At 51.1% G+C, this 26,750-nt stretch carries 27 protein-coding genes; 3 read left to right on the top strand and 24 right to left on the bottom strand.

What is annotated here, in order from left to right:
- The 12 genes from H6A13_RS09685 to H6A13_RS09630 form a co-directional block, all read right to left on the bottom strand.
- Positions 1-327, bottom strand: a 327-nt coding sequence (locus tag H6A13_RS09685; protein WP_204909388.1) for an NfeD family protein, incomplete at its 3' end; no start/stop codon positions are given.
- A gap of 75 nt (positions 328-402) precedes the next feature.
- Complete coding sequence (locus H6A13_RS09680; protein WP_204909387.1) at positions 403-1,221, bottom strand: TrmH family RNA methyltransferase; 819 nt, start codon at positions 1,219-1,221, stop codon at positions 403-405.
- Positions 1,222-1,866, bottom strand: coding sequence for a potassium channel family protein (locus H6A13_RS09675; protein ID WP_204909386.1), 645 nt, complete (start codon positions 1,864-1,866; stop codon positions 1,222-1,224).
- Between the two features lie 23 nt (positions 1,867-1,889).
- Positions 1,890-3,269, bottom strand: a complete 1,380-nt coding sequence (locus H6A13_RS09670; protein ID WP_204909385.1) for a TrkH family potassium uptake protein — start codon at positions 3,267-3,269, stop codon at positions 1,890-1,892.
- A 177-nt stretch (positions 3,270-3,446) separates the two neighbouring features.
- The gene (locus tag H6A13_RS09665; protein ID WP_204909384.1) at positions 3,447-3,923 is read right to left on the bottom strand and encodes a mechanosensitive ion channel family protein; all 477 of its coding nucleotides are present in this window, start codon (positions 3,921-3,923) and stop codon (positions 3,447-3,449) included.
- A gap of 178 nt (positions 3,924-4,101) precedes the next feature.
- Complete coding sequence (locus H6A13_RS09660; protein WP_087330464.1) at positions 4,102-5,289, bottom strand: MFS transporter; 1,188 nt, start codon at positions 5,287-5,289, stop codon at positions 4,102-4,104.
- A gap of 92 nt (positions 5,290-5,381) precedes the next feature.
- Entirely contained in the window at positions 5,382-6,272 is an 891-nt protein-coding gene (locus H6A13_RS09655; protein WP_204909383.1) for an AraC family transcriptional regulator, read from the bottom strand.
- Positions 6,273-6,585: 313 nt separating this feature from the next.
- Positions 6,586-6,756, bottom strand: a complete 171-nt coding sequence (locus tag H6A13_RS09650) for a DUF4368 domain-containing protein (protein ID WP_476703431.1) — start codon at positions 6,754-6,756, stop codon at positions 6,586-6,588.
- Positions 6,757-6,794: 38 nt separating this feature from the next.
- Positions 6,795-7,439 carry a DUF4190 domain-containing protein gene (locus tag H6A13_RS09645; protein WP_204909382.1) on the bottom strand — a complete coding sequence of 215 codons (645 nt, stop codon included), beginning with the start codon at positions 7,437-7,439 and terminating at the stop codon, positions 6,795-6,797.
- 41 nt (positions 7,440-7,480) lie between these two features.
- Positions 7,481-8,611 carry an aldo/keto reductase gene (locus tag H6A13_RS09640; protein ID WP_204909381.1) on the bottom strand — a complete coding sequence of 377 codons (1,131 nt, stop codon included), beginning with the start codon at positions 8,609-8,611 and terminating at the stop codon, positions 7,481-7,483.
- A gap of 41 nt (positions 8,612-8,652) precedes the next feature.
- Positions 8,653-9,159: a nitroreductase family protein gene (locus tag H6A13_RS09635; protein ID WP_204909380.1), complete on the bottom strand. Its 507-nt coding sequence runs from the start codon at positions 9,157-9,159 to the stop codon at positions 8,653-8,655.
- A 145-nt stretch (positions 9,160-9,304) separates the two neighbouring features.
- Positions 9,305-10,144, bottom strand: coding sequence for an aldo/keto reductase (locus H6A13_RS09630; protein WP_204909379.1), 840 nt, complete (start codon positions 10,142-10,144; stop codon positions 9,305-9,307).
- A gap of 144 nt (positions 10,145-10,288) precedes the next feature.
- On the opposite strand from H6A13_RS09630, the gene H6A13_RS09625 reads away from it, so the two are divergent.
- On the top strand, positions 10,289-11,104 hold the full coding sequence (locus H6A13_RS09625) for a LysR family transcriptional regulator (protein WP_204909378.1): 816 nt from the start codon (positions 10,289-10,291) through the stop codon (positions 11,102-11,104).
- A gap of 70 nt (positions 11,105-11,174) precedes the next feature.
- Positions 11,175-11,648 carry a GNAT family N-acetyltransferase gene (locus H6A13_RS09620; RefSeq protein WP_207751880.1) on the top strand — a complete coding sequence of 158 codons (474 nt, stop codon included), beginning with the start codon at positions 11,175-11,177 and terminating at the stop codon, positions 11,646-11,648.
- A gap of 29 nt (positions 11,649-11,677) precedes the next feature.
- Here H6A13_RS09620 and H6A13_RS09615 read toward each other — a convergent pair whose 3' ends face one another.
- Entirely contained in the window at positions 11,678-12,055 is a 378-nt protein-coding gene (locus H6A13_RS09615) for a DUF6483 family protein (protein WP_204909377.1), read from the bottom strand.
- Between the two features lie 157 nt (positions 12,056-12,212).
- On the opposite strand from H6A13_RS09615, the gene H6A13_RS09610 reads away from it, so the two are divergent.
- The gene (locus H6A13_RS09610; protein ID WP_204909376.1) at positions 12,213-13,286 is read left to right on the top strand and encodes a M24 family metallopeptidase; all 1,074 of its coding nucleotides are present in this window, start codon (positions 12,213-12,215) and stop codon (positions 13,284-13,286) included.
- Between the two features lie 117 nt (positions 13,287-13,403).
- Here H6A13_RS09610 and H6A13_RS09605 read toward each other — a convergent pair whose 3' ends face one another.
- From H6A13_RS09605 to H6A13_RS09555, 11 genes are all read right to left on the bottom strand, one after another.
- Entirely contained in the window at positions 13,404-14,018 is a 615-nt protein-coding gene (locus H6A13_RS09605; protein WP_204909375.1) for a MerR family transcriptional regulator, read from the bottom strand.
- A 163-nt stretch (positions 14,019-14,181) separates the two neighbouring features.
- A complete protein-coding gene (locus H6A13_RS09600) occupies positions 14,182-15,216 on the bottom strand; it encodes a M42 family metallopeptidase (RefSeq protein WP_204909374.1) in 1,035 nt (344 codons plus the stop codon).
- 114 nt (positions 15,217-15,330) lie between these two features.
- Entirely contained in the window at positions 15,331-16,503 is a 1,173-nt protein-coding gene (locus H6A13_RS09595) for an NAD(P)-dependent malic enzyme (protein ID WP_204909373.1), read from the bottom strand.
- Between the two features lie 107 nt (positions 16,504-16,610).
- Entirely contained in the window at positions 16,611-17,339 is a 729-nt protein-coding gene (locus H6A13_RS09590; protein ID WP_204909372.1) for an ABC transporter ATP-binding protein, read from the bottom strand.
- Between the two features lie 3 nt (positions 17,340-17,342).
- Positions 17,343-19,844 (bottom strand): ABC transporter permease, encoded by a 2,502-nt coding sequence (locus tag H6A13_RS09585; protein ID WP_204909371.1) that lies wholly within the window; start codon positions 19,842-19,844, stop codon positions 17,343-17,345.
- 35 nt (positions 19,845-19,879) lie between these two features.
- Positions 19,880-20,551: an ABC transporter ATP-binding protein gene (locus H6A13_RS09580; protein WP_204909370.1), complete on the bottom strand. Its 672-nt coding sequence runs from the start codon at positions 20,549-20,551 to the stop codon at positions 19,880-19,882.
- Positions 20,552-20,739: 188 nt separating this feature from the next.
- Positions 20,740-21,672, bottom strand: a complete 933-nt coding sequence (locus H6A13_RS09575) for a sensor histidine kinase (protein WP_204909369.1) — start codon at positions 21,670-21,672, stop codon at positions 20,740-20,742.
- Positions 21,669-22,349, bottom strand: coding sequence for a response regulator transcription factor (locus H6A13_RS09570; RefSeq protein ID WP_204909368.1), 681 nt, complete (start codon positions 22,347-22,349; stop codon positions 21,669-21,671). Before H6A13_RS09570 ends, H6A13_RS09575 begins: the two co-directional genes overlap by 4 nt.
- 150 nt (positions 22,350-22,499) lie before the next feature.
- A complete protein-coding gene (locus tag H6A13_RS09565) occupies positions 22,500-24,374 on the bottom strand; it encodes an ABC transporter ATP-binding protein (protein ID WP_204909367.1) in 1,875 nt (624 codons plus the stop codon).
- A 25-nt stretch (positions 24,375-24,399) separates the two neighbouring features.
- On the bottom strand, positions 24,400-26,139 hold the full coding sequence (locus H6A13_RS09560; RefSeq protein ID WP_204909366.1) for an ABC transporter transmembrane domain-containing protein: 1,740 nt from the start codon (positions 26,137-26,139) through the stop codon (positions 24,400-24,402).
- Positions 26,136-26,627 (bottom strand): MarR family transcriptional regulator, encoded by a 492-nt coding sequence (locus H6A13_RS09555; protein ID WP_204909365.1) that lies wholly within the window; start codon positions 26,625-26,627, stop codon positions 26,136-26,138. Before H6A13_RS09555 ends, H6A13_RS09560 begins: the two co-directional genes overlap by 4 nt.
- Positions 26,628-26,750 lie beyond the last annotated feature (123 nt).

Genomic DNA, 26,750 nt, shown 5'->3' with positions numbered 1-26,750 from the left:
GTCCTGGCCTCTGACCTCTACCATTCCCGTCGCGTGAAGGGTATCAATATCCTCCACTACCACTCCGGACTGTCCGACCAGGCTTTCCGCGTTGGTCGCCTGCCGCTTCTGGTTAAAATACTTTAGAGCAATCGGGCGGGTCAGTACAAAGAGCAGGATGGATACCACCAGAAAGATACCGATCTGCACCGGCAGTCCAAAGCCCAGCATCCCTGCCAGAAATGCAGCCAGCGCGCCGCCGGCAAACCAGATGGTGGTAAGACCCATGGTCAGGATCTCAATGATCAGCAGTATCACAAACAAAATCAACCAATAACTTGTCTGCATAGGCACCCCTCTCCTTACGCATTTATAGTATTACTTTCCCCTTATCTTACTATACTTTCTGTCAGAAAGCAAACATTAAACCGGGCGGCTGCAGACGGCCTTTTCGCCCTGCCTTCTCTGGCGTCCGGTCTCAAACATCAGCACCGTCGCTGCAATGGCGGCATTCAAAGACTCCACCTGTCCTGCCATGGGGATCCGGATGTACGCATCCGCCATCCGGGCAATCTGCGGCCGCAGGCCGTTGCCTTCATTGCCGATCAGAAACGCACAGGGGCCGCGGTAATCCGCCTCGTCATAGCTTTGCTTTCCCTCCAGATGTGCCGCGTACACACAGACGCCCCGCTCCTTCAATTTCCGGATCCCTTCTTCCAGATCTTCCACATAACAAAATGGCATGCGGAAAATGGAACCCATGGTAGAACGGATGGTCTTGGGATTGTAAATGTCCGCGCATTCCGCGTCCAGCATAACACCGGTAACCCCTGCCCCTTCCGCGGTCCGCAGGATGGTCCCCACATTGCCCGGATCCTGCAGGCGGTCCAGCACCATCACAAAAGGCGTGCCTTCCCCTGTCAGATCCTCCGGCCGGTAGTGCTTTTGCCGGACCAGGCACAGGATGCCCTGGGGCGTTCTGGTGGCAGACAGATGTTCAAACACACTGTCCGATACCAGTTCCGGCCGGATGCAGGCCCGGTCAGCCATTTCCCGCACCAGGCTCTCCTCCTTCTCCCAGAAGGACCGGGATACATAGATTTCCTGAAGATCCCGGGGCGGGATCTCCCGGAACATCCGGATCCCCTCCACCTGGAAAAGCCCTTCTTCGTCCCGGGCTTTTCTCTTCTTCTGCATCTGTATGATCCTTTTTATCTTCGCATTTGCCGTGCTTGTGATCATTTATTTAATCCTTTCCAGATCTTCGTTATGCCCTACCAGGATCATGACTGTGCCGGATTCCAGCGGTTTTGCCGGATCCGGATTCACCTCCACGTCCTCGCCAAGCTTGGTTCCCACTACATTTACCCCGTAATTCTTACGAACGTCCAGATCCTGCAGGGATCTGCCGACCCAGCTCTTCGGGATCATAGTCTCAATAATACTGTAATCATCGGACAGGGTGATCCAGTCTGTAAAATTAGCGGCCACCAGGTTTTTCGCCACTCTTGCCCCCATCTCCATCTCCGGAAAGATCACCGCGTCCGCGCCGATCTTCTGAAGCACCTTTGCGTGCAGCTCTGTCTTTGCCTTTGCCAGCACATACGGCACGCCCAGTTCCTTGGACACCAGCGTAGCCATAACGCTGGCCTCCATGTCGTCTGCCGTAGCCACTACCACACCGTCCAGGTTGCGGGCGCCGACGGAACGGATCACCTCCGGATCCCCTACATTGGCTTTCATGGCATAAGACACTTTATTGGCGATCTCTTCGATCCGCTCCATATGATTGTCCACAGCCACCACCTCGCAGCCCAGGCTTTGCAGCGTCACTGCCACACTTTCTCCAAAACTTCCCAGTCCAAATACTGCATATTGTTTCTTCATCTTTTCTTTCCTCCACACATTCTTTATCCTACCATGATACGCTCATGGGGCAGTTCACGGATCTTATCTCTTGGATTGGCCTTTCCGGCAAATACCAGCACCAGAGTCATGGGGCCGAGTCGTCCGATATACATCATGATCATCAGCACGATCTGGCTGGCCCTGGTAAGATCCGGCGTCAGATCCGCCGTCAGTCCCACCGTTCCGATGGCAGAGGACGCCTCATAGATCACGTCAATGGTCGGCACCTGATCTGGTTCAAAGATCAGGATCAGCAGGATCCCTGCAATATACGCGGTAAATGCCAGCAGCATCACGGCAAAGCCGCTCCGGAAATTTTCCGTGGTGATCTTTCTTCCCATGCATTCAATGTCATTTCCACCCTTTACAAAAGTCATGCAGGCCAGGAACAACATCACAAATGTAGTCGTCTTGATACCGCCAGCCGTTCCTCCCGGAGAGCCACCGATCACCATCAGGATACTGTTCACAAGCTTGGTCTCCGAATGGAGTCCTGACTGGGATATGGTGGCATATCCTGCCGTCCTGTTGGTCACAGACTGGAAAAAGGAAGCCATCACCTTATCTCCCAGAGACATGCCGCCAATGGTGTCCGGATTATGAAATTCCAGGATCAGCACCAGCGCCGCGCCCAGAAGGATCAGAGAAGCCGTCGTCACAAGCACCAGCTTGGACTGCAGGGTAAGCCTGGTAAACCACCATTTCCTTGGGACCTCATGCTTCCAGATCTTCCGCCCGTTCCCGATCACATCAAACCACACCGTAAATCCCAGACCTCCCAGAATGATCAGTAACATGGTGGTAAGATTGATCAACGGATTTGAGACATATTTTGTCAGGCTGCCGGATCCCAGGATATCAATTCCTGCGTTACAAAACGCGGAAACCGAATGGAAGATCCCATACCAGATTCCCCGGATCACTCCGAACTCCGGCACAAACTGACAGGCATAAAATACAGCGCCTGCCCCTTCCACCACAAAGGTTCCCAGGATCACTTTCCGCACCATTCCTACCATGCCGCCCAGCCGGTCTGCATTGTAGGTCTCCTGGAGCACCACCCGCTCCTTGACTGTGATCTTTTTGCGCAGCAGCAAAAAGAAAGCCGTGGCGCAGCCGATCACCCCCAGACCTCCGATCTGGATCAGCAACAGCAATATGATCTTTCCAAGCAGTGTAAACTGGGTGGCCGGAGTGATGGTGATCAGCCCGGTTACGCACACAGCCGTCACGGACGTAAACAGCGCGTCCAGAAATGCGATGGGCTGCTGGTTGCAGATGGGCAGCCACAGCAAAAAGCCTCCCAGAAATATCACACCTAAAAATCCAACTACGAGTATCTTCATCGTGTCAAAACGGATACTCTTTCTTCTTCGATGCATCGTCTATCTTCTCCCTCTATGATTCGTAATATCTTATTCTCCCGCATCCTGTCAAGGCATATTCCCCGCCGGGACATATAATAAACACGGGGCCATACCTGCATCCATTTTGGTACGGCCCCGGTGATTTGTCAATATAAGTTTTGTTCAGATTTTGTTTGCATAAGCGCCCGTCTTTTAGTGGTTTTCCTCATCTTCTTCCACATAGTCCTGGGTCAGCTCTCTCTGCGCCTTCGCAAATTCCTCGGCTTTGCGCTTCTCCCAGGCGGTTGCCTCCTTAAATTCCGTCGGCTGGTTGATCACGATCTGCGGGAACGGAATGCTGATATGATACTTATCAAAGATCAGCTTCATAGCACGGTTCAGATCACATTCCATGCGGGCTCTGTCACTTTCTGCACACAGAACCATGACACGAATGTTGACGCTGTTATCCCCAAGCGAAACCACGCCTTTGTAGAACGGCCCGTCCAGGATTCCAGGGATCTGCTCCCGCATTTTCGGGAACTCGTCCTGCAGGATGCTTTCCACACGTTCCAGAGACTCGCCATATTCGATACCCACATCTACCCAGGAGTAGGAGTAATCTCTGGTCATGTTGATGACTCCGGTCACATCGCTGTTGCTGATGATCTTGATATTCTTGTCCGGCATGACCACATCTACATTTACCCGGTCTTTGCCACAATGTCAAGTGATGAATTCAAAAATGGCAAAAAAATACTCCCTTTCCATTTGAAAAGGGAGTTGAATAGAGAATTAAAAGCCTTACCAAGAACGAAGCTCAATTAAAGTGCTGAAGCGCAACGGAAAGCTGCGATTTAATCTCTCTTTATTTTTTCAGGCGTATATACTTTAGTAAGCAGAGCGAAACAATTAAGATAACTGGGAAAACGCATGCCGCAAGCATTCCGGCTTTCATGTTGTCGCCTGCGTTTTGTGTAATAACACCTATGGCGGCAGGGCCAATTGACGCGCCCAAATCACCCGCCATAGCAAGAAATGCAAATAGCCCGGTTCCACCAAGCGGAATTTTACTTGATGCAATACTGATAGAGCCGGGCCACATAATTCCAACAGAAAATCCGCAGACAATACAGCCAATTAGTCCCAAAACAGGATTGGCAGAAACGGCGGCAAGCAAATAGCAAACCAGGCACAGAATGCCTGACCCCATCATAAAATTTACCAAATTCATTTTGTGTCCGTACTTTCCGTAAATGGTACGGCTGAGTCCCATTGACACGGCAAACATACATGGCCCAACGATATCCCCGATGGTTTTAGAAAATCCTAATGCGGATTCCGCATAAGCCGATGCCCATTGTGCCATAGAGGCCTCGCTGGCACCTGCTCCAATCATCAGCAAGAGGAAAACCCAAAAGAGTGGGATGCTGAGCAGTTTTTTTGCAGACAATCCTTGTCCTTCCTGTGTCAAGCGTTCAATGGGGCAGGTCATAAAATTATAGATGTTGAACAACGGAAGTAGCGCCCATAGACAGGCCAGAATCCACCAATATTCTATTCCAAAAATGGCAAAGAAAAGCGTTGAAAGGGAAATGACCCCAACCGCGCCCCAGCAATAGAAGGAATGGAGTAAACTCATCACGCTGTCTTTATGCTCAAATGGACAAGCCTCAACGATAGGGCTTACCAACACTTCTATCATTCCGCTGCCCATTGCATAAACGATCACGCTAATCAATATTCCGGCAAATGGATTTGACAGCAGGTTTGGTAAGGTTGCCAAACCAACCAGTCCCACTCCCGCCAGAAATTGAGAAATCACAACACTTTTTCGATATCCTATGCGATCCACAATTGTCGCACAAAGTGTATCTACAACTATTTGTGTAACGTAAAATACGGTAGAAATTAAAGCGATTTCCCCAAGAGGGATATTATATTCGTTATGGAATCGTAAAAACAACAACGGCGTAAAATTCGCCACAATTGCCTGTGTGATGAAGCCGATGTAACAAGTTATCAATGTCTTTTTATAGTTCTTTTTTTCTGCCATGTTATCTCTAACAGACCTCTCTTCCGTAGTTTTCGGGTATTATATCACCAAAAAACAGGAATTTAAAGCCTTATTATCACTGTAAGCAGGTACTATTTACCCAACTTTCGCAGTTCATGAGGAGTGTGGCCATATTTCTTTTTGAACTGACGATTGAAATAGCGAACAGAATGAAATCCACAGGCGCAGCTTATTTTCTCCAGCGTCAAGGATTTATCGCCAAGTAACTCATGGGCGATTTGCAGACGATACTGGATTAAAGCATCAACAGGAGAGCACTCCATATAAGTTTTGAAGCACCGCCCCGCCTCACTACGACTGATATTAGCCGCATTTGCAATGTCCTCCAGTGTTATTGCATTGGAGTAATTATCATAAATGTATGAAAGCATCTTCTGGATTCGTATTTGTGCGGTGATTTGTATGCGTGGAACCTCTGTCTTTGGTAAGCACTCAAAATTGCGAAATAAATATTCAAATATTTTACTTAGATTACGCTGAACCGCCATCTCAAAACAGTTTTCTTGTCTACGCAATCGGGAATAAATGTCTTTTAGCCAGTTGTTTACCTCGTCCTGATTGAGATCGTTATGTCTAAACACTACAAAGGGCATCTGATCACACAGTGCGATTGGCTTGATATATTTTTGAAAAATGATGCTGTTTTCCGGTGCGATTGCGCTGCCAGAAAAGACGATATTAGGCATTGGTTCCGTTTGGCTTCCATCCAACTGCTTAACACCATGCAACACATTTCTGTTGATAAATATACTGTCTCCTGGCTCCAATAGGATGCGCTGCTGTCCAACCTGATATTCTAAAATGGAAAATTCCGCTGAAGCCAATTCGAAGTCTGGGTGCCAATGTAAAGGGCCAGTGAACTGTGGTAGCTCAGCCAGTTCATCTTGAAAATATGTGATTGGAAATGTTGTGTGTTTATGGAATATTTGCTCTCGCAATTGGTGATCAAGCCGCATGGCCATTGCTTTTTTCCTCCCTGCAAATTTTTTTATTTATCCGCCGTTCTTTTAGGCGCAAACTGGACGGTACAGGTATTTATGATATTATAATCTGCTAATCGAAAATCAGCAATATTCCTAACTTCGTCAATTTAGTTTCTATTGAAGTCTGCGGAATCGCCATGTGTTCATGTTGTTACATCTATATATCTAATCTGATATTTTTCTACAGTTTTCGGAATTGTGTGTTACTTTTTCCGTTCTCGCCAAGATTTTTAAGTATGGTGTATTTACAAAAATAGCCCTCCCCTGCATGAAGGGGAGAGCTTTGCCGTTCTTATGCTGCAATCTCCGGGATTTCCCCGACAAAGTTATAAACGATCCTGACTTCCTGTACCTTCTGGCCGTCCACCTTTTTGACCTCGCCAATCAGGATTTTGCTGATAAGCCGGTTCAATACGGACTCGTCCAGTTCCTCAATGGCGGCATAGCGCCGGATTTCAATCATTCTGTTTCCTTCTTCGTTCCAATGCCTGCTGCCACCGTCTATGCAAACATCACAAAGAAATTCAATGCCCACATAAGAATTGCAACTACAATTCCGACAATGGAGCAGACCTTTCCAATCTTTGCCCGGCCTGCCATAGAAGAACCAGCTCCCATCCTCGCCCTGGTTACTCCAAGAATTCCAAGGATCAGTCCTGCGATCGGGATCAGCAGTCCGGCGATGATACTTAAGATTCCAAACACCATTGCCATGGTTGCGGCCTTGGTATTGTCAACCGTGTAAACCGGCACCGGCTGTGGACCCGGACCTGCCTGTGCGCCCTGCTGCATACCCGGACCTGCCTGGGCGCCCTGCCCGGGGGCTGCCTGGATCGGCTGCTGGAGAGCCGCATAAAGCTGCTCCAGACTTTCTTTGTACGGCTTCTTCTGGAGCGTTCCCACGAATCCGTCCAGATCCATCTCGCCGCTCAGTCCTTTCAGCCACGCCTCCACATGGAAGACACCTCCTATGTAGGACCATTTCAAATACTTGTAGCCCTCCACCATGGGGTCTCCTGCCCGGTAAACTGCTTCGCCGTTATAGTCTGCCGTTTCGAACCGATTTTTCTGCAAAAAATCGTTCACCACAAACTGCACGAAGTCCTCCGGTTTGTTCAGCACCAGATCATACGTATACCTTGCCATCTCTCATTCCTCCTTTATTTTCATGATCTCTAACGGATCATTTATTCCTCTTTCTCAAATCTTGCCGCCACCTCTTTTAAATGCCGGATCACCGGCAGATGCTGGGGACAGACAGACTCGCACTGGCCGCATTCTACACAGTCGCTGGCCTTTCCAAATGTTTTCGTCAGACGGTCATAATATTCGCCCTGGGGCTTCCACCCCTTTTCCTCACATTCCTGCAGGTCCGCATTGTATAAGGAAAAATATTTGGGGATCGCAATATTCTGCGGACATCCTTCGGTACAATAGGAGCATCCGGTACATGGGATCTCGATGCCGCTGTTGATGATCTCCACCGCTTTCCTGATAATCTCCTGTTCTTCTTCATTCAGCGGCTGAAAATCCGCCATATAGCTCATGTTATCCTGAAGCTGCTCCATGTTGCTCATACCGCTTAACACCATCATCACATGCTCGTTACTGGCCGCAAAACGGATCGCCCAGGAAGGCACCGACATGTCCGGATGATACTCTTTGAACATCCGTTCCGCCCTCTCCGGCACTTTTGCCAGGGTGCCGCCCTTCACCGGCTCCATCACGATCACCGGTTTGCCATGCTTCACCGCAGTCTCATAACATTTCCGGGACTGCACGCCCTCGCTGTCCCAGTCCAGATAGTTCAGCTGAAGCTGCACGAACTCCACTTCCGGATGCTCAGTCAGCACCTGATCCAGCATCTTCGCGCTGTCATGGAAGGAGAATCCGATGTGGCGCACCAGACCCTGCTCCTTTTTCTCCTTCAGCCAGGTAAAACAATCCAGTTCCTGATAGATCTTGTAATGATCCACGCCGATATCGTGGAGGAGATAATAATCAAAATATTCCACTCCAGTCTTTCTCAGCTGTTCATTAAAAATCTTATCCCTGTCCTCTCTGGTCTTGATATATCCTGCGTGCAGCTTATCCGCCAGGGTATAGCTGTCTCTGGGGTAACGGTCCACCAGCGCTTCTTTGGCCGCGCACTCGCTCTGAAATCCACAGTACATCCAGGCTGTATCAAAATAAGTAAATCCGTTCTCAATAAAGGCGTCTACCATATCCTTTACCTGTTCCACGTCGATGCTGGACGCCTCGTCCGGATTGGTAAGAGGCAGGCGCATCAGGCCAAATCCTAACTTCTTTGTGCTCATTTCTTGTCTCTCCTTTTTATGACTTCCGTTCTTTCCGAATATCAGCGGATATATTTCACTCTGCTCTTATCATAGAATCCTCTTGCCTGCGGTTCTTCCGCAGGAACGCCTACGGCTACCGCCGCCATGGGGATGCTCTCCACATCCAGAAGCTCCTGAAAGCCCCTGACCCGCTCCTCTGCCGGATAGAGCCCGCACCAGCAGGTGCCGTATCCCAGCTCCAGCGCCTGGAGCAGCATATTTTCAATGGCAGCGCCGCAGTCCTGGGGCCAGAATATGTTGCCGTCCTGCTGCAGGTCCGGCCGGCCGCAGACCACGATCGCCAGCGACGCCGTATGCATCATCCGGGTATAAGGCTGGATATCCGGAAATTTATTTAAAACCTCCCGGTTTTCCACCACCACAAATTCCCAGGGCCTGGTGTTGCGGGCGCTGGGCGCCATCATGGCTGCCTCCAGGATCTGGTCCAGATCCTCCTGCGGAATGTTTGCCCCTTCCTGGTATTTGCGGACACTTCTTCTTTTACGGATCGCTTCGGTTACGTTCATACGACACACCTCCCACCTTGTATGCGCATTGATGTATTTATTATGACACAATGTCACGGGAATGTAAATAAAACACGGCACACGGGAAAGAAATTCCCGTGCACCGCACTCTGTCGGATTTTCTAGTTTTAGCCTATGTCCGGTTTTATAAAAGACTCATAAACCATTCGACTGTCTCCGGATCATGATGGGAAAAGAACAGGCTCTTCCCGCCGTCCAGCGCCCGGATCCGGTCCATTTCTTCCGGTGTCAGTGTAAAATCAAACACATCATAGTTTTCTTCCATACGATCTCTGTGAACCGATTTGGGGATTACAACCACGTTTTCCTGCAGTAAAAACCGAAGCGCAGTCTGTGCTACGGATTTACCGTGATGTTCTCCGATCTCTTTTAATACCGGATTGGTAAAATACTCATTTCTTCCTTCTGCAAAGGGTCCCCAGGACATGATCTGTGTCCCGTGTTTTTCCATATATTCTCTGGCCATTTTCTGCTGCTGGAACACATGGGTCTCCACCTGGTTGACCATCGGCTTCACCTCGGCAAAATGCTCCAGATCCAGATACCGGTCCGGATAGAAATTGGAAACGCCAATGGCTCTTGCTTTTCCCTGACGGTATGCCTCTTCCATCGCCCGCCAGCTTCCGTAATAGTCGCCAAAGGGCTGATGGATCAGAAGGAGATCCACATAATCGGTCTGCAGCTTCCGAAGCGATTCTTCGATGGATGCTTTCGCCTTTTCATACCCTGCGTTGGTGATCCAGATTTTGGTAGTAAGAAAAATTTCCTCCCGCGGGATGCCGGATCCGATAACCGCTTCTCCCACTCCTTCTTCATTATAATAAGCCTGCGCGGTATCAATGCTGCGGTATCCCACTTCCAGCGCTTCCGTAACACAGCGCTTTGTCTCCTCCGGCGGCGTCTGATAAACACCGTATCCCAGTTTGGGCATCTTTACTCCATTGTTAAGTGTTACATATTCCATATAGCTCATCCTCCTTTTTGACAAAACTTTTAACCTTTTCTATGGAATAGTTTACAAAGCCGGCGGAGAAATGTACAATAAGAATATCCGAATGCAGATTTCACCCAGTGAATAGTGAGATCTTTAAGAAGGGAGGAACTTTCTTTGCTGAACCTGGAAGAATTAGAACAACTGGTGACATTTGCGGACCTGGGAACACTTTCAAAAGCCGCAGAACATCTGCATATTTCCCAGCCATCCATCACACGGACTATGCAACATCTGGAAGATGCGTTTGGCGTTTCCCTGTTTGTGCGCGGGAAGAACCGGATCGCCCTGAACCAGACCGGCGAAAAAGCAGTGGCGCTCGCACGGACACTTCTGGCGGATGCCGATCATGTTCTTCAGGAAGTACAATCCTTTGACCGCAGGCTTCATACGATCGCTGTGGAATCCTGCGCGCCGGCTCCCCTTTGGACATTTCTTCCAAAGCTGGCAGCGCAGTTTCCGGACCGGATCATTTCCTCAAAACTGACTCCTATCCCGGAGATCCTGACTCATGTCCAGTCCGGAACGTGCGAGTTTGGGATCATCCCCTTCCCGGAAACACTTCCAGATATCAACTGCACCCCTCTCATCCGCGAGGAACTTTCCGTCTGCCTGACAAAAGGTCACGCCCTGGCCCGTGCCGGTTCCGTGACCTTTGCAATGCTCAACGGTTTCAACTGTCTTCTGCGCTCGGAAATTGGCTTCTGGAACGAAATGTGCCGAAAGAAAATGCCTTCCTCCCGGTTTCTGGTACAGACAGATGATTTTGAATTCAAGGAACTGATCAAGAATTCTTCTCTTCCCTGCTTTACCACAAATCTGGCAACAGATCTGGATGACATTTTAAAAGACAGAGTCATCCTTCCGGTCACTGACCCGGAGGCAAACGTCACCTACCATCTTCTGCAGCCACATTTCAGAAGATCACGGTGAAACCGGCGGCGGGAACAACCTTTCCGATTACTGTAATCAATCAATATTAGAGAAAAAAGGAGTTTTTATCATGATAAGCGTACGTATGGCAAAAGAAACAGACATCCCGAGGATCCACGAACTGCTCTCCCAGGTGGCCCTGGTCCACCACAAAGGCCGCCCGGATCTTTTTAAGTACGGGCAGCGCAAGTATACCGACGAACAGCTGACGGCGATCCTTAAGGATCAGCAGCGCCCGATCTTTGCTGCTGTGGATGAAAATGACTGCCTGCTTGGCTATGCTTTCTGCATCTTCCAGCAGCATGTGAACGACAACATCCTGACCGATATCAGGACGCTTTACATCGACGATCTGTGCGTGGACGAAGAAAAACGGGGCATGCACATCGGCAAGACCCTCTATCAGGCAGTGCTGGATTTTGCCAGAAAAGAGGGCTGCTACAATGTAACTCTGAATGTCTGGAGCTGCAATGAAAGCGCCATGAGATTTTATGAAAAATGCGGACTGAAGCCCCAGAAAGTAGGCATGGAAGTCATCCTGTAGAATTTATCTGAAGAAATGGAATTCCTGCCTTATCTGCTGATCGTATCCCAGAGATCGCCATATCCGCAAGTGTCCACCACATAGCGGAGGCCGTCCACCACCTCGTCCTGGGTATACGCATGGGCCTCCAGGAATTCCTCCGGCTGGGCGCCCAGCTTTTCATAAAACAAAAGAGCCATTTCAAACCAGGCCGGGTTGTCCGGCTCCATCTCATCCAGCAGGAGATTTTCTGCCTCATTGATCTGCCCGTCCCGGATCATGGACAGCAGTTCCCGGTAACGGACCGCCATTTCAGCGGAAATAGCTGCCTCCTCATCTCTGTCGATATCCTTCTGGAACAACAGCCGGATCAGCGTCCGCACGATTTCATGGGTGAGCCGCATAATATAATCTTTATCTTCAATCATAAACTGTCAGAATCTCCTTTCCTTTTACTACAGAAACAGACATCTGTTCTGTGTCCTCATATTCACATATTTTATCATATTGGCATCTTGGAGCCAACCCGCAATTGTGCTATAATACTCCCAGACGCTACAATAATGAGAAAGGAGCATTTCAACAATGAATGACAGAATTTCACGCGTACTGAAAAAAATGGAGGAGAAAGGGATTACCCAGCTGATCGTTTCCGATCCGTTAAGCATCCGCTTCCTGACCGGGATCATGGTAAATCCGGGAGAGAGACTGTATGCTCTGATCCTTAGGACCAGCGGAAAGCACACAATGCTCTTAAACTACCTGTACTTTGTTAAGGATACGGGATTTGAAGAAGTATGGTTCTCTGATATGGAAGACCAGATTTCCATTATCGCAGACCAGATCGATCCGTCCGTACCGCTTGGCATCGACAAAACATGGCCGGCACGTTTCCTGATCCCGCTGCAGGAGAAGCTTCCGCAGCTGAAAACCGTATGGGGATCTGACTGTGTAGACGGCGTGCGCGCAGTAAAGAACGACGAAGAGATCGCCATCATGAAGAAGGCATCCGAGATCAATGATATGGTAATGGAGAAAGTTGCCGACTACATCAAAGAAGGCATGACCGAAAAGCAGGTTGCCGACTTTATCGACAATGAGTACCTGAAGGCAGGCGCAAGCGGCACAAGCTTTGACACCATCGTATGCTTCGGACCCAACGCCGCTGACCAGCACCATATGCCCAGCGACACCCGCACCTTAAAGGCCGGCGAATGCGTCCTGATCGACATGGGATGCGTATGGCAGGGCTACTGCTCCGATATGACACGTACCTTCTACTGCAAGTCTGCAGATCCGGAGCAGACCGAGATCCACGACATCGTACGCGAAGCGGTACTTCGCGCAGAGTCCGTGATCAAACCGGGCGTCCGCTTCTGCGATATCGACGCGCAGGCAAGAGATTACATCGATGAAAAAGGCTACAGCGAATACTGGAAGATCCGTCTGGGCCACTTCATCGGACAGGAAGATCACGAATACGGCGACGTAAGCCCGATCAACAAAAATGTGGCTGAGCCCGGCATGATCTTCTCCATCGAGCCTGGCATCTACCTGGAAGGAAAATACGGCGTCCGCATCGAGGACCTGGTACTGGTAACCGAGGACGGCCATGAACTTCTGAACGCAGTAGAGAAGAAATGGAGAATTGTGGGATAACTTGCTAATTGGGGACGTAGACCTTTTGCAAAGGTCTACGTCCCCAATTGCATTTTGCCATGTACCTTTTTGGAAAACACCCTGTACCTAAATGGATTTTACCCTGTACCTTTTTGTTTATTTTTGCAGTCCGTGAATCTTACTGCGGATCCGGCAACGAACCACATGAGCGCCAATCATCACGGCCGCCGCACCTATTGTGACCCAAACCGGCCACCGATATCCCGAGCCCATCAGGACAATGGACAATCCTAAAAATACTGCGCTTATCGTCTCGATGAAGTCTACGATTTTTTTATCTTTTTCCTGTAATTTGCTGATCTGTCTGATCCGGTCAGTTCTCATAACATCTCCTCCTTTTACTTGCCAGATATCCTCCGCACAGACAACTGCGGGATTCAAGTTAAAGAAAGTCTGGTCTGATCGGGAGAGTTCCTGACAAATATCTATTGACTTTTCTTTTTCTTCTTTTTCTTTCTGTAGTTTTTGAACATGTTGATCCATCAACTCTTTAAAAGAAATCTTTTCTTGTTCCAGACGGCGAATGTCTTCAACAGGGATTCCAAGGCTACGTAAAAATTTGATTTTCTCCAGAATGTCCACATCCGCCTGGGAGTATATCCGGTAATTATTTTCTTTACTCCGCTCTGGCTTCAGAAGTCCGGCTTCTTCATAAAATCGGATATTCGTCTTCTTGATTCCAACCTTTTCTTCTACTTCTTTGATTGTCATAGATACTCTCCTTTTCCTTTCCTGCCTTTATCTAACACCTTCCAGCTACTGGAAGGTCAAGCAAAAAGAGTCTTTTTTCAAAAAAAGCACCGCAAAATCACCCCCCTGGATGATGTTGCGGTACTGTATCATCTCATATTTTTTGTAAATTTTGCCCTGTACTCTACTTGTCCAGGTAGGCCACCAGCAATCCAAATGCATTCATCATTCCGTCCACATGTCCTCTTTCATATCCGTGCGACGCATATACACCCGGGCCGATCAGGCCATGCCGCACATCAAATCCGCTTTTCAGCGCAGCTTCCACATCTGATCCGTAAGACGGATACACATCTACCGCATAAGCAATGCCCGCTTCTTTTGCAGTCTGGATCAATTCGGTAGTAAAGTCGTAATTGTACGGGCCTCCACTGTCTTTTGCACAGATGGACACTTCTTTTTCCGTGCAGGCAATGCCATCCCCTACACATCCCATGTCCACAGACAACACATCCGTAACGCCCTCCGGGATCGAAGCGCTGGCGCCGTGTCCAATTTCCTCAAACACCGTAAAATATTGATAAATCTTACGTTTTGGCATCTTCCCCGTATCCTTCAGATATTTCGCATATCCGATCAGAACTGCGGCGCTTAACTTATCATCCAGAAAACGACTCTTGATATACCCGCTTTCCGTTACCCGGGTCGCCGTATCAAAACAGATAAAATCTCCATTTTCAATCCCCAGCGCTTTTACATCCTCTTTCGCATGCACATCCTCATCCAGGACAATCTCGATGTTCTGGAAATCCCGAAGTGTCTCCTTGTATGAAGTATTTACATGCAGGGACGCATTGACCAGCTGGCAGGTCCCCTCATAAACCTTGCCGCCGCGGGTATAGACCCGGCAGTTTTCTGTCTCAATGGCACTGGCGCCGTATCCGCCCACCGGAGAAATCCGAAGCCTGCCATTCTCTTTGATCTCCGCAATAACAGCGCCCAGCGTATCAATATGGGACGCCATAAGAAATGCATTGTCACATTCCTCGCCGCCAAGATCCACGATCACGCCGCCCTTTCTCGTCAGCACCGGCTCATATCCCATGTCCTGATATAACCGCATCAGATAATCCGCCGCCCGGCCTGTGAATCCGGAAGGACTGTCAATCGCCAGCAATTCCTTCAAATGTTCCAGTATATATTCCTGATATTGTTTCATATAAAAACCTCCCTCTGCTCATTTTGGGACGTAGACCTTTTGCAAAGGTCTACGTCCCAAATTGCATTTCACCCTGTACCTTTTTGGAAATCACCCTGTACCCGAACGGTAGTTCTAGATCCTGGCTACGCCGCTTTTTACGGCTGCCTCCGCGGTTGCTTTGGCAACTGCGTCTTTTACGCGGGGATCGAATGCCGCCGGCAGGATATAGTCTGCATTTAATTCTTCGTCGCTGACCAGGCCTGCGATGGCGTAAGCCGCGGCGATCTTCATTTCATCGTTGATGTCGGAAGCCCGCACGTCCAGAGCGCCGCGGAAGATACCCGGGAAGCACAAGACGTTGTTGACCTGATTGGGGAAGTCGGAGCGTCCGGTGGATACTACGGCTGCGCCGGCTGCCTTGGCCTCATCCGGGAAGATTTCCGGCGTGGGGTTGGCGCACGCGAAGATAACCGGTTTGTCCGCCATGGTCCGCACCATTTCCTGGGTCAGCGTACCGGGCGCGGACACGCCGATGAACACGTCTGCGCCTTTGATCACGTCTGCAAGGCTGCCTTTTTCGTGATTGAAATTGGTAATCTTTGCCATCTCTTCTTTGATGGGGTTTAATCCCTCTCTTCCTTCATAGATGGCGCCTTTTCTATCTGTCATGATCACATTTTTCAGTCCCATGGACATCAAAAGCCTGATAATCGCGATGCCGGCCGCTCCTGCTCCTGATGTTACGATCTTAACATCCTCGATCTTTTTGCCCACCAGCTTCAGCGCGTTGATCACGCCCGCCAGGGTAATGACCGCGGTGCCGTGCTGGTCGTCATGGAAAATGGGAATGTCGCAGCATTCTTTCAGTCGTTTCTCGATTTCAAAACATCTGGGCGCCGCAATGTCTTCCAGGTTGATGCCGCCAAAACTTCCTGCAAACAGGCTGACTGCTTTTACGATCTCGTCTACATCCTTGGATCTGACGCAAAGAGGAATCGCGTCCACACCGCCGAACTCTTTAAACAGTACGCATTTACCTTCCATTACCGGCATACCGGCCTCCGGCCCGATGTCGCCAAGTCCAAGAACCGCTGTTCCGTCCGTGATCACAGCCACCGTATTCCAGCGTCTGGTCAGATCATAGCTTTTGTTGATATCCTTCTGGATCTCCAGACAGGGCTGTGCGACTCCCGGTGTATAGGCAAGGCTTAATGCCTCCTTGGAATCCACTTTCGCCCGACTGGTTACTTCAATCTTGCCCTTTAACTCATAATGCATTTTCAATGATTCTTTTGCGTAGTCCATGGTACCCTCCTGTGTTTGTATCATTTCAGATCCGCTTCTGCCTTAGACGCGGATCTTATCTTCAAACACATTATACTTGCTTTTTCCCCACAGTTCCAGAGGAAATTTCAAAACCGGTCCCGGATGATCTGTCCGTCTTCCATATACAAGATCCGGTCGCACTGCCTTGCAAGTTCTTCATCGTGTGTCACCATCAGGATGGTCACCTGGTAAATGTCATTCAGCCGCCGGAAGAGTTCCATCACCCCGTTCCGGCTGGCCTTATCCAGGTTCCCGGTGGGCTCGTCGGCCAGCAGGATCGAAGGGGACATGACAAGCGCTCTGGCAATGGCGGCCCGCTGCTGCTGTCCACCGGAAAGCTGGCTGGGAAGGGCTTCCCGTTTTGCTTCCAGCCCGGTCTCCCGCAATAATCCGAGCAGCTGTTTTTCTCTTGCCCTGCGCCCATCCAGAAGAAGGGGCAGGATGATATTTTCCTCAATATTCAACGCAGGAAGAAGGAAAATGGACTGGTACACCATCCCGATGCTGCGCCTGCGAAAGACCGCCCGTTTGCTTCGCTCCATCTGGTACAGATCTTTCCCTTTGATCCACACGCTCCCTCCGTCCGGCTCTTCTATACCGCCCAGCACATGGAGCAGGGTGGATTTTCCGCACCCGGAAGGACCCAGAATGGCCGCAAACTGACCTCCCGGGATTTGAAAGCTGGTCTCCTTCAACGCATAAACCGGATTTTCCTGCGTCCCATAGGTCTTGCAGATCTTTTCTGCCCTCAGTCCTTCCCGTTCCAGACTGGCCTTCCCCGTCTTTGTCGTTTTGTTCTTCCCCGCTTCCTTCATCGTCTATTCCTCCCTCCGTATGGTCTCCACCAGATCCAGGTTCTTCATCTCCCGCAGCAGGAAAATGAGAGGCAGGAGTACCACGCACGCTGTCATCAGCGCCTGGCCTGCCACCAGGTCCCAGGGCACATCCCCTGGAGACGTCATCTGTGGCGCTCCTCCGTCGTTATATAAGCCGGTCAGGATAAACAGGCTGACCGGGATCCCAAAGCCAAGCCCTGCCAGAGCATATAAGAAATGCTCCAGGATCAGCATTTTCAAGATTCTTCCCCTGGTCATGCCAATGGTCTGTAAGAGAGCAAATTCCCTGCGCCTCCTCCGAAGGGAAGCCGCGTCTTTTTGCAGCACCACCAGAAGCGCTGCCAGCCAGCAGGCGCTCACCAGGGCCGCCACCAGCATGAGATGAAGCCCTTTGCCGCCCACGAAGAAGGACTGCTGGTATTCCTCCGCAAAGCTTACAACTTCCAGCCCGCCAAGCCCCAGGTCCTGTGCCAGTGTCTCGATCTCCTCCCGGATCTTACCTTCCTCTCCTGCCCGCTTCGGGGCATTTCCGGGATATATTACTTCATTTAGATCCGCCCGCCGGATCTCCCCTGTCTTCGCCACATCCCGGTCAAGGGAGATTTCCAGGCAAATGGTTTTCTCCGGTTCTTCCCCCAGCAGCTGTTCAAAAGTCTCCATAGGCACATAAAGGATGCTGTCTCCGGCCATGTATGGAATATCCAGTCCGTCCGCAGACTCTGCCGCCGTCTTAAGATACTCTGGACGCAGCATTTCTTCATGCTCACCGGGAACCATTGTAAATGCCAGCGGAATCTCACAAATCTCTTCCCCAAATATCAGTGGAAAACTTTCTTCTTCATATGCCGTTTCCCGGACCAAAACCGCAGAATCCTCCGGTAATTTCTCAGATTCCCGGATACATCCCTTTTCCTGTCCATAATTCAGATATTTCTGAAAGGTATCGTCATCCACCCCCAGCACACGGACTACATAATACAAATCCATCTGCGCCAGGAGCTCTGCTTCCTGCCTGTCGTACTGATCCGAATCGTAAAAATCCAGGTATCTTTTAATCTGCAAATCATCCAGGTACGCTTCTATCTGCGAAAGAGACATCCCTTCTGTGGCATGAAACGTATTGGCCTCTTTCACCACAGACGCCTGGGCGACTCCCTCCAGATCCTCGATCCTTCCCGCCAGTTCTTCCAGTGCAGCTTCCCGGGAAGCCGCTTCCTCTGCTTCTGTGTTCTTTGCTTCCTCGTTCTTTGCTTCCTCGTCCCTTGCTTTCCCGCTTTCCGGGCCGGATCTTCCCGCCTCTGCCTTCACCCACAGGGAAATCTTCGGATAATCCTGCCCCTTCTCATAAGGAGCCGCCAGCCCCCGGATGTACATCATCCCGTTCAGGAACACGCACAGAGAGATTACCAGCAAAGCGCAGGACACCCCGTAATTTCTGTGATTCAGGATTACATTCTTCGCCGCCAGCAGAGTCTCTGCCTTGAAGAAATGCCGTTTCGCCCGCAACAGCACCATTGTCCGGTTCACTTCCTCCTCCCGGTCATAACCGCTGACAAGATCCAGGATCCGCTCTTTCCTCGCCCTGGCGTAGAGGCCGGAGGCAGAGCAAAGGATCACCGCCACGCTTCCTGTCAGGACCGCCCCCAGCCACAGCGGGCTGACGGCAAGTTCCAGGTCATAGGCCGGCAGGAACCGCTCATTTAACTCCCGGCAAGAGAGAAAAAGCGCCAGCAGGCCAAGGCCCATTCCAAGAGGAACCGCCAGAACTCCGGCCAGCAGATTTTCCCCGTAGATATAAAGACGCTTCTGCCCGTCCGAGATCCCGATCCCGTCCAGAAGTCCTGCCGTTTTAAGTTTCTCCTCCATCCCGGAGAGCACTACATAATAGAGAATCACCGCTGCGAAAATGGTGATCACAAAATCGATCATCCCAATGGACCAGGCCGATCCCCCCTTTACCTCGGAGGCATTAAGCCCATAATATCCCAACAACTTATTGTTGAAGGTAATGTCATAACTGGAAACGACCGTAAGATTTCTCCGGGAGAACACGGTCTCCCGCTTTTCTTCCGGAAGCGGGTCCATGTCGATCTCCGCCCCCAGCTCATTTACTTCTTTAAAAATCCCGTGGGTCCGGTGGCAATAAGTCACCCCGCAGCACACCCGTCTCTGCCCGTCCTCTCCTTCTTTTCCTTCGCCTGCGTTTCCAAAATCCCGGGGACATTCTGCAAGCCTCCACACCTTACGGATCCGCCCGTTTTCCTCCAGCCTTTGCACCTGCTCTTCGGTCAGGTTGTGAAGCACCGCCTCATAAGGGCCATTTTCCTCGATCTCCTGCCGGATCATAGCCTGCAGGCAGGAGGTGGAGAAGATGGTCATCACCGTGATGAGAAACACCGCCGCCGTCATCCCCAGCGCCAGAATGAGAAATCTTGCCGGCTTCTGCCGGATTTCTTTTCGGATCAGCTTCCAGAAAACTGCCATATGTTTCACCTGCCTCTATTGATAAGTTTATTGTTCTATCCCTCGCGGATCTGTCCATCTTCCAGTGTCAGGATCCGGTCGCAGATCTGCGCCAGATCCAGGTCATGGGTTGCCATCAGCACCGTACGGCCCCAAAGCCCGGCGCACCGTTTCAGCATCCCCACTGTTTCCAGGGACTGCCTGCGGTCCAGCCTGGCGCAGGGCTCGTCCGCCAGGAGGATCTCCGCCTCCGAAAAGAGCGCCCGGCCAAACACGGCCCGCTGCCGCTCTCCGCCGGAAAGCTGCGCCGGGTACCGGTTCCTCGCCTCTGCAAGAGCCAGATCCTTTAAGATCCTTTCCAGCTTTTCCTCTTCCACCAGCCGCCCCGTATCCATGACCACCGGAAGCGCCAGATTCTCCTCTACCGTCAGATTCGGAAGAAGCGCGGCTTCCTGAAGCACCAGACTGACGTGCCTTCGACGGAACAGGATGCGCTCTTTTTTTATCATTTCCCGCATATTTCTGCCCAGCAGGAATATTTCCCCTGCCTCCGGATCCTGCAGACCCGCAAGTAAATGAAGGAGAGTCGTCTTTCCGGAACCGGAAATGCCGGTGAGGGCAGTAAAACTCCCTTCCTCCAAAGCGAAGCTTACATCTCGCAAAATGCTTTCTTTTTCCGGACCATTTCCATACGTTTTCCATACTCCCTGTACACGGATTGCCTCCATATCCCGCGCCCCTTTCTCTATGTTCCGCTCTTTTATAAAAATTGTATCATATTTTTCTGACAGACCCCTGACAGTTCCCCTGAAAAGTTCTTACAATTCTGTCAGAAACCGGATCTTTTCCACCCGATCCACAGAACATCAATTGGGGACGGGGGATTTTCAAAAATCCCCCGTCCCCAATTGCGATGTTACATTTCCTTCTCTCTGCACAAGGGGAGAAATACCGAGAAAATGTTTCCTTTCTCTACTCCCGCTTCTACTTTCACATACCCCTGCTCCTGTTCCAGGATCAGCCGCGCCAGATAAAGACCTATCCCCCAGCCTTCCTGCTCCCCGGCGTTCCCGCCCCTGTAGAATTTCCGGAAGATCCTGGGATATTCTTCCGCAGGGATAACGGGCGCTGCATCCTGAATATGCACGGCGCCGTATGTTTCAAATGCCTCATAAGAAATATGAACCGTCGAACCGTCCGGACTGTATTTCACCGCATTTTCCAGGATATTAAAGAAGACCTCTTCCGTCCACTTTGGATCATGCACGAGCAAAAACTCAGGGGAAGGTTCTGTTTCGATCCGGATGTGCTTTGCCCTGGCCCGCGGCTCCACCGCAGCCAAAGCCCCTTCGACCGCCGTCCGGATCTCTTCTGGCTTTGCCTTTAAATTTTCCTGCCCCCGCTCCAGGTCCACCATTTGAAAAAGTGCATTCAAAAGCCATTCCAGCTTCTCCGTCTGCTCCCCCAGACGTTCCTCCAGCTTCTCCTGCTGCCCGGATGGAAGTCCCCGGTTGGAAAGAAGTTCCTGATACAGCCGGATGTTGGCAAGCGGAGTCTTTAACTGATGGGAAAGATCCGAAATCAGTCCCTGCACAGCCGCCTGGTCCTTTTGAATCCTTTCAGTTTCCCGGTTATATTTTTTCTGAATCCGGAGAAATCCGTCCCGGATCACATCTTCTGCCTTTTCAGTGTCGGCTCCGGGCAGAATCTCCTCTCCTTCCAGTATCTGCTTCTGAAACCGCTGCACTGCCTGGTACAGCCGGAAATACCGTCTTCGAAAAAAGAAAATACCAAGAAGCACTGCCAGCAGGAATATCATCACCACGATCATCATTTCCATTTCACTCATCTGTCCATCTCCTGCCACCGGTACCCCTGGCCGTGAACCGTCCGGATCCGCTCCGGATGTCCCGGATCTGTCTCCACCTTTACGCGAAGACGACGGATCGTTACTGCCAGTGTATTTTCATCCACATAGTTTCCTTCCTCATCCCAGATCCGCTCCAGCAGCTGCCTTTTCGTAAGGAGCCGGCCCGGATGCTCAAGAAAATAAGCAAGAAGGCGAAGTTCCGTACCGCTAAGCTCCAGTTTTGCTCCGGCCTTGCAGGCCACGCCCCTGCTTAAGTCCACTGTAATATCCCCGGAAACCAGGACCGCAGACTCTTCCCGCTTCTTCAACATCTTCCGCACTCTTGCCTGGAGCACAGCAAGAGAAAAAGGCTTGCTCATAAAGTCATCCACACCCAGTTCCAGTCCCTTCACTTCATCCAGCTCCGAAGTACGGGCTGTCAGCATCAACACCGGAAGATCCGATGTTTCCCGCAGCTTTTTCACCAGGTCAAATCCGCTTCCGCCTGGCAGATTGCAGTCCAGAACGACCGCATCCATACCTCCGCTCTTCAGCAACATTTCCCCTTCCCGGAAAGTCCCGGCCGACACCGTGTCATACCCCTCCAGCCCGAACGCCATAGAAAGCCCCTCCCGCAGGGCTTCATCATCCTCAATAATTCCGATCTTTACCAGCATATCCTTCCCCTCCTCGCCAGATCCACAGGATCCACTACTATATGAATCCCATTATATCATGAAATCGGGTACAGGGTAAAATGCGATTTGGGACAGGGCAAAATGCAATTTGGGACGTAGACCTTTGCAAAAGGTCTACGTCCCAAATTGCTATGCGAAGTTCCCGGTATACAATTGATAATACTTCCCTTTCTGCTCAATCAGCTGATCGTGGGTTCCACGCTCGATGATCCGCCCCTGCTCCATGACCATGATGCAGTCGGAGTTTTTGACGGTGGAGAGCCGGTGGGCGATGACGAAGGTGGTCCTGCCTTTCATCAGGGCGTCCATGCCGGCCTGCACCAGCTTCTCGGTGCGGGTGTCGATGGAGGAGGTGGCTTCGTCCAGGATCAGCGCCGGCGGGTCAGCCACGGCCGCCCGGGCGATTGCAAGGAGCTGCCGCTGGCCCTGGCTTAGGTTGGCGCCGTCGCCGGTGAGCATGGTGTCGTACCCGTCCGGCAGCCTCCGGATAAAGCCGTCGGCATTGGCAAGTTTTGCCGCATTGATGCAGTCCTCGTCGGTGGCGTCCAGCTTGCCGTAGCGGATGTTTTCCATAACGGTTCCGGTGAACAGGTGAGTGTCCTGCAGAACGATGCCAAGGGACCGCCGGAGATCCGGCTTTTTGATCTTGTTGATGTTGATGTCGTCGTAGCGGATCTTGCCGTCGGCGATATCGTAAAACCGGTTGATCAGGTTGGTGATCGTGGTCTTTCCTGCGCCGGTGGCGCCTACGAAGGCGATCTTCTGTCCGGGTTTGGCCCACAGGGAAATGTTGTGAAGGACGATTTTTTCGTCCGTGTAGCCAAAGTCTACGTCGTCAAAGACCACGCCGCCTTCCAGCTTCCGGTAGGTAACGGTGCCTTCTGCTTTGTGAGGATGCTTCCAGGCCCACAGATTGGTACGTACCGGGGACTCGGTCAGTGTTCCGTTCTCGTCTTCTTTTGCATAGACCAGTTCCACATAGCCCTCGTCCTCTTCCGGCTCCTGATCCATCAGGTCAAAGACACGCTGAGCTCCGGCCGCCGCATTGACCACGAAGTTGATCTGCTGGCTGACCTGGGTGATGGGGTTGGTAAAGCTCTTGTTCAGTCCCACGAAGGTTACCACAGTACCGATGGTCACGCCGGCCAGTCCGTTGATCCCCAGGATGGCGCCCACAATGGCCACCAGGGCGTAGCTGATCCAGCCGATGTTGGCGTTGATGGGCATCAGCAGGTTGGCGTACCGGTTGGCCTTGTTGGCGCTGTCTCTAAGCTTTTCATTGACCTTATGGAAATCTTCCATGGCCGCCTGCTCGTGGCAGAAGACCTTGACCACCTTCTGGCCGTCCAGCATTTCCTCAATAAATCCGTCCACTGCGCCCAGGTCGATCTGCTGGCGCACATAATATTTCCCCGATAATTTGGAGAAATTGGTGGTTACCATCAGCATGACCACAGCCGTCAGAATAGAGATCACGGTCAGCGCCGGGTTCAGGATGATCATGGTGACCAGAGTCGCCGCCATGGAGATCAGCGAGTTGATGATCTGGGGAATGCTCTGGCTCAACAGCTGCCGCAGAGTATCCACGTCATTGGTGTAGACCGACATGATATCGCCGTGGGCATGGGTGTCAAAGTATTTGATGGGCAGAGCCTCCATCCGCCGGAACAGGTCGTCCCTTAACCGGCGCATGGTTCCCTGGCTTACATTGACCATAATGCGGTTGTAGGTAAATGCAGTGATCACGCCAAGCCCCATGATACAGGCCAGCTGTCTTAAGTCCGCAGCCAGTCCGGTAAAATCCCGGGATCCGGTCTTTAGCATCGGCGTGATATAATCATCCACCAGAGTCTGGGGGAAGGTCGCTCCCACCACGGTACAGACCGCCGTGATCAGGATGCAGAGTACCACCAGCAGAAACAGATATTTGTAATAACGAAGCATGTATTGTATGACGCGCCCGACTAATTTTGCCGCGCTGTAAGTTCTTTTTTTCTGATCCATAAATCGGTTCTCCTCCTTCCCTTTCTTATGCCGGCTGATCGAAGTCGCCGCTGCCTTCCAGCTGTGAATTGTAGATTTCCTGATAAATAGCGTTGTTCTTCAGCAGATTTTCATGGGTATCAAAAGCATCCACCCGGCCGTCGTCCAGCACCAGGATCCGGTCTGCGGACTGAACGCTGGAAACCCGCTGAGCAATGATAATCTTAGTGGTTCCCGGGATCTTCTTTGCAAATGCCGCCCGGATGCTGGCGTCTGTGGCCGTATCCACCGCGCTGGTAGAATCATCCAGGATCAGCACCTTCGGTTTCTTTAGCAGGGCGCGGGCAATACACAGCCTCTGCTTCTGGCCTCCGGACACGTTGGAGCCGCCCCGCTCGATCCGGGTGCGGTAGCCGCCCGGCATCCGATCAATAAACTCATCAGCGCAGGCCGCCTGGCAGGCCTCGATACATTCCTCTTCTGTAGCGTCCGGATTGCCCCAGCGCAGGTTCTCCAGAATACTTCCGGAAAACAGGGTGTTTTTCTGGAGCACCACAGATACCTGGTTTCGCAGCACCTCAGTGTCATATTTCCGCACATCCACGCCGCCCACGCGCACAGAACCTTCATCCACGTCATAGAGGCGGCAGATCAGATTGACCAGGCTGCTCTTACCGCTGCCGGTGCCTCCGATAACCCCGACAGTCTCGCCGCTTTTGATATGGATGTCAATATCAGACAGGGCGTTCTTGCCGCTGCCATGTTTATAGGAAAAGTTCACATGATCCAAATCAATCCGCCCGTCTGCCACTTCCATGACCGGATCTTCCGGATCTGTCAGATCCGCCTTTTCCTCCAGCACTTCGCCGATCCGTCGGATGCTGGCCATGGACATACTGATCATGACCACAACCATGGACAGCATCATCAGGCTCATCAGAAGCGCCATGATGTAGCTGAACAGGCTGGTCAGGTCGCCGGTGGTCAGCGATCCGCCCACAATAAACTGGGCGCCGAACCAGGACACGGAAATGATGCAGAAATATACGGCGATCATCATGGCCGGGTTGTTAAATGCCAGCAGGCCTTCCGCCTTTACAGAAAGATCGTAGAGCATTTTCGAAGCTTTGGAAAACTTTATATTTTCATAATCTTCCCGGACAAACGCCTTTACCACACGGATGGCCGTTACATTTTCCTGCACGCTGGCGTTCAGGTCGTCGTACTTCTGGAATACCTGGCGGAAGATCTTCAGGGTCACCACCATAATGGAGCCGATGACTACCAGAAGAAATGCAACCGCGATCAGGAACATCATGCTTAAATGCCGGTTGATCACCAGGCACATGGTAAAGCTGAAGATCAGGTTCAGAGGCGCCCGGACTGCCACGCGGATCACCATCATAAATGCATTCTGCACGTTGGTGATGTCAGTGGTCATACGGGTCACCAGTCCCGGCACGCTGAATTTGTCAATGTTGGAAAAGGAAAATGTCTGGATATTGGCGTAGATCGCCTCTCTTAGATTGGCCGCCAGTCCGGACGATGCGCTGGCCGCATTTTTTCCTGCAAATGCGCCAAACGTAAGACTTAAGAATGCCATCACTACCATCAGCGCCCCGTACCGGTAGACCACGCCAAGGTCGCCCGGCTCCAGGCCCTGGTCAATGATGATGGCCGTTACAAAGGGCATCAATATTTCGAAAATAACTTCCAGGGATGTAAGTCCGATACAAAGAAAGGTATCCTTCTTGTATTTCCCCAATTGCTGCAATACTTTTCTCACAGTACGCTAACCTCCTGTTCTGTCATTTTATTGGTCCTGATACAGTCCATTTCGGAAAAGCGGGTCAGGATCTTTCGACCCAGCCGCCAGAACTCCTGTTTCTCCTCTGCGTCCAGTACGCCGCAGATCTGCGCTTCCATCTGGCGGGCCTGTTCTACAAAGACCGCCCCTTCCTGCATCAGTTTCTCTGTCGGGAGTACTTTTTTTCTGCGGATATCCTCCGGATTTTCTTCAAACCGGATGTATCCTGATTTTCGAAGCTTTTTTAAGAGCGCGGACAACGTGGATTTGGACACGCCTACTTCTTTACAGATTTCCGTAAGATAGGTGCCGTCCCGGTGGTGCCGCAACAGGTATACCATCAGATAAACCTGCACGCCGCTTAAGTCCCCGTGCCTTAACTCTTGCTCCAGCCGAAGCGACAGGTCCAGCCCGACTCTTCGCATCATAAATATCAGTTCTTCGATCTTCTGATCCTCTGCCGTCACTTTCCACACCTCCTGCTTCCGATGGTTCGGCCCGGAACAGTTCTCTTCCTTATTTTCGATCCATAAAAGATTTTATCCTGCCCGGATAGAAATGTGAAATTCAAATTTCTTATAATCTATAAA

It is taken from the genome of Mordavella massiliensis, assembly GCF_016902415.1.
GTDB classification, from domain to species: domain Bacteria; phylum Bacillota; class Clostridia; order Lachnospirales; family Lachnospiraceae; genus Merdimonas; species Merdimonas faecigallinarum.
This window is presented reverse-complemented; position numbering and strand designations above follow the sequence as displayed.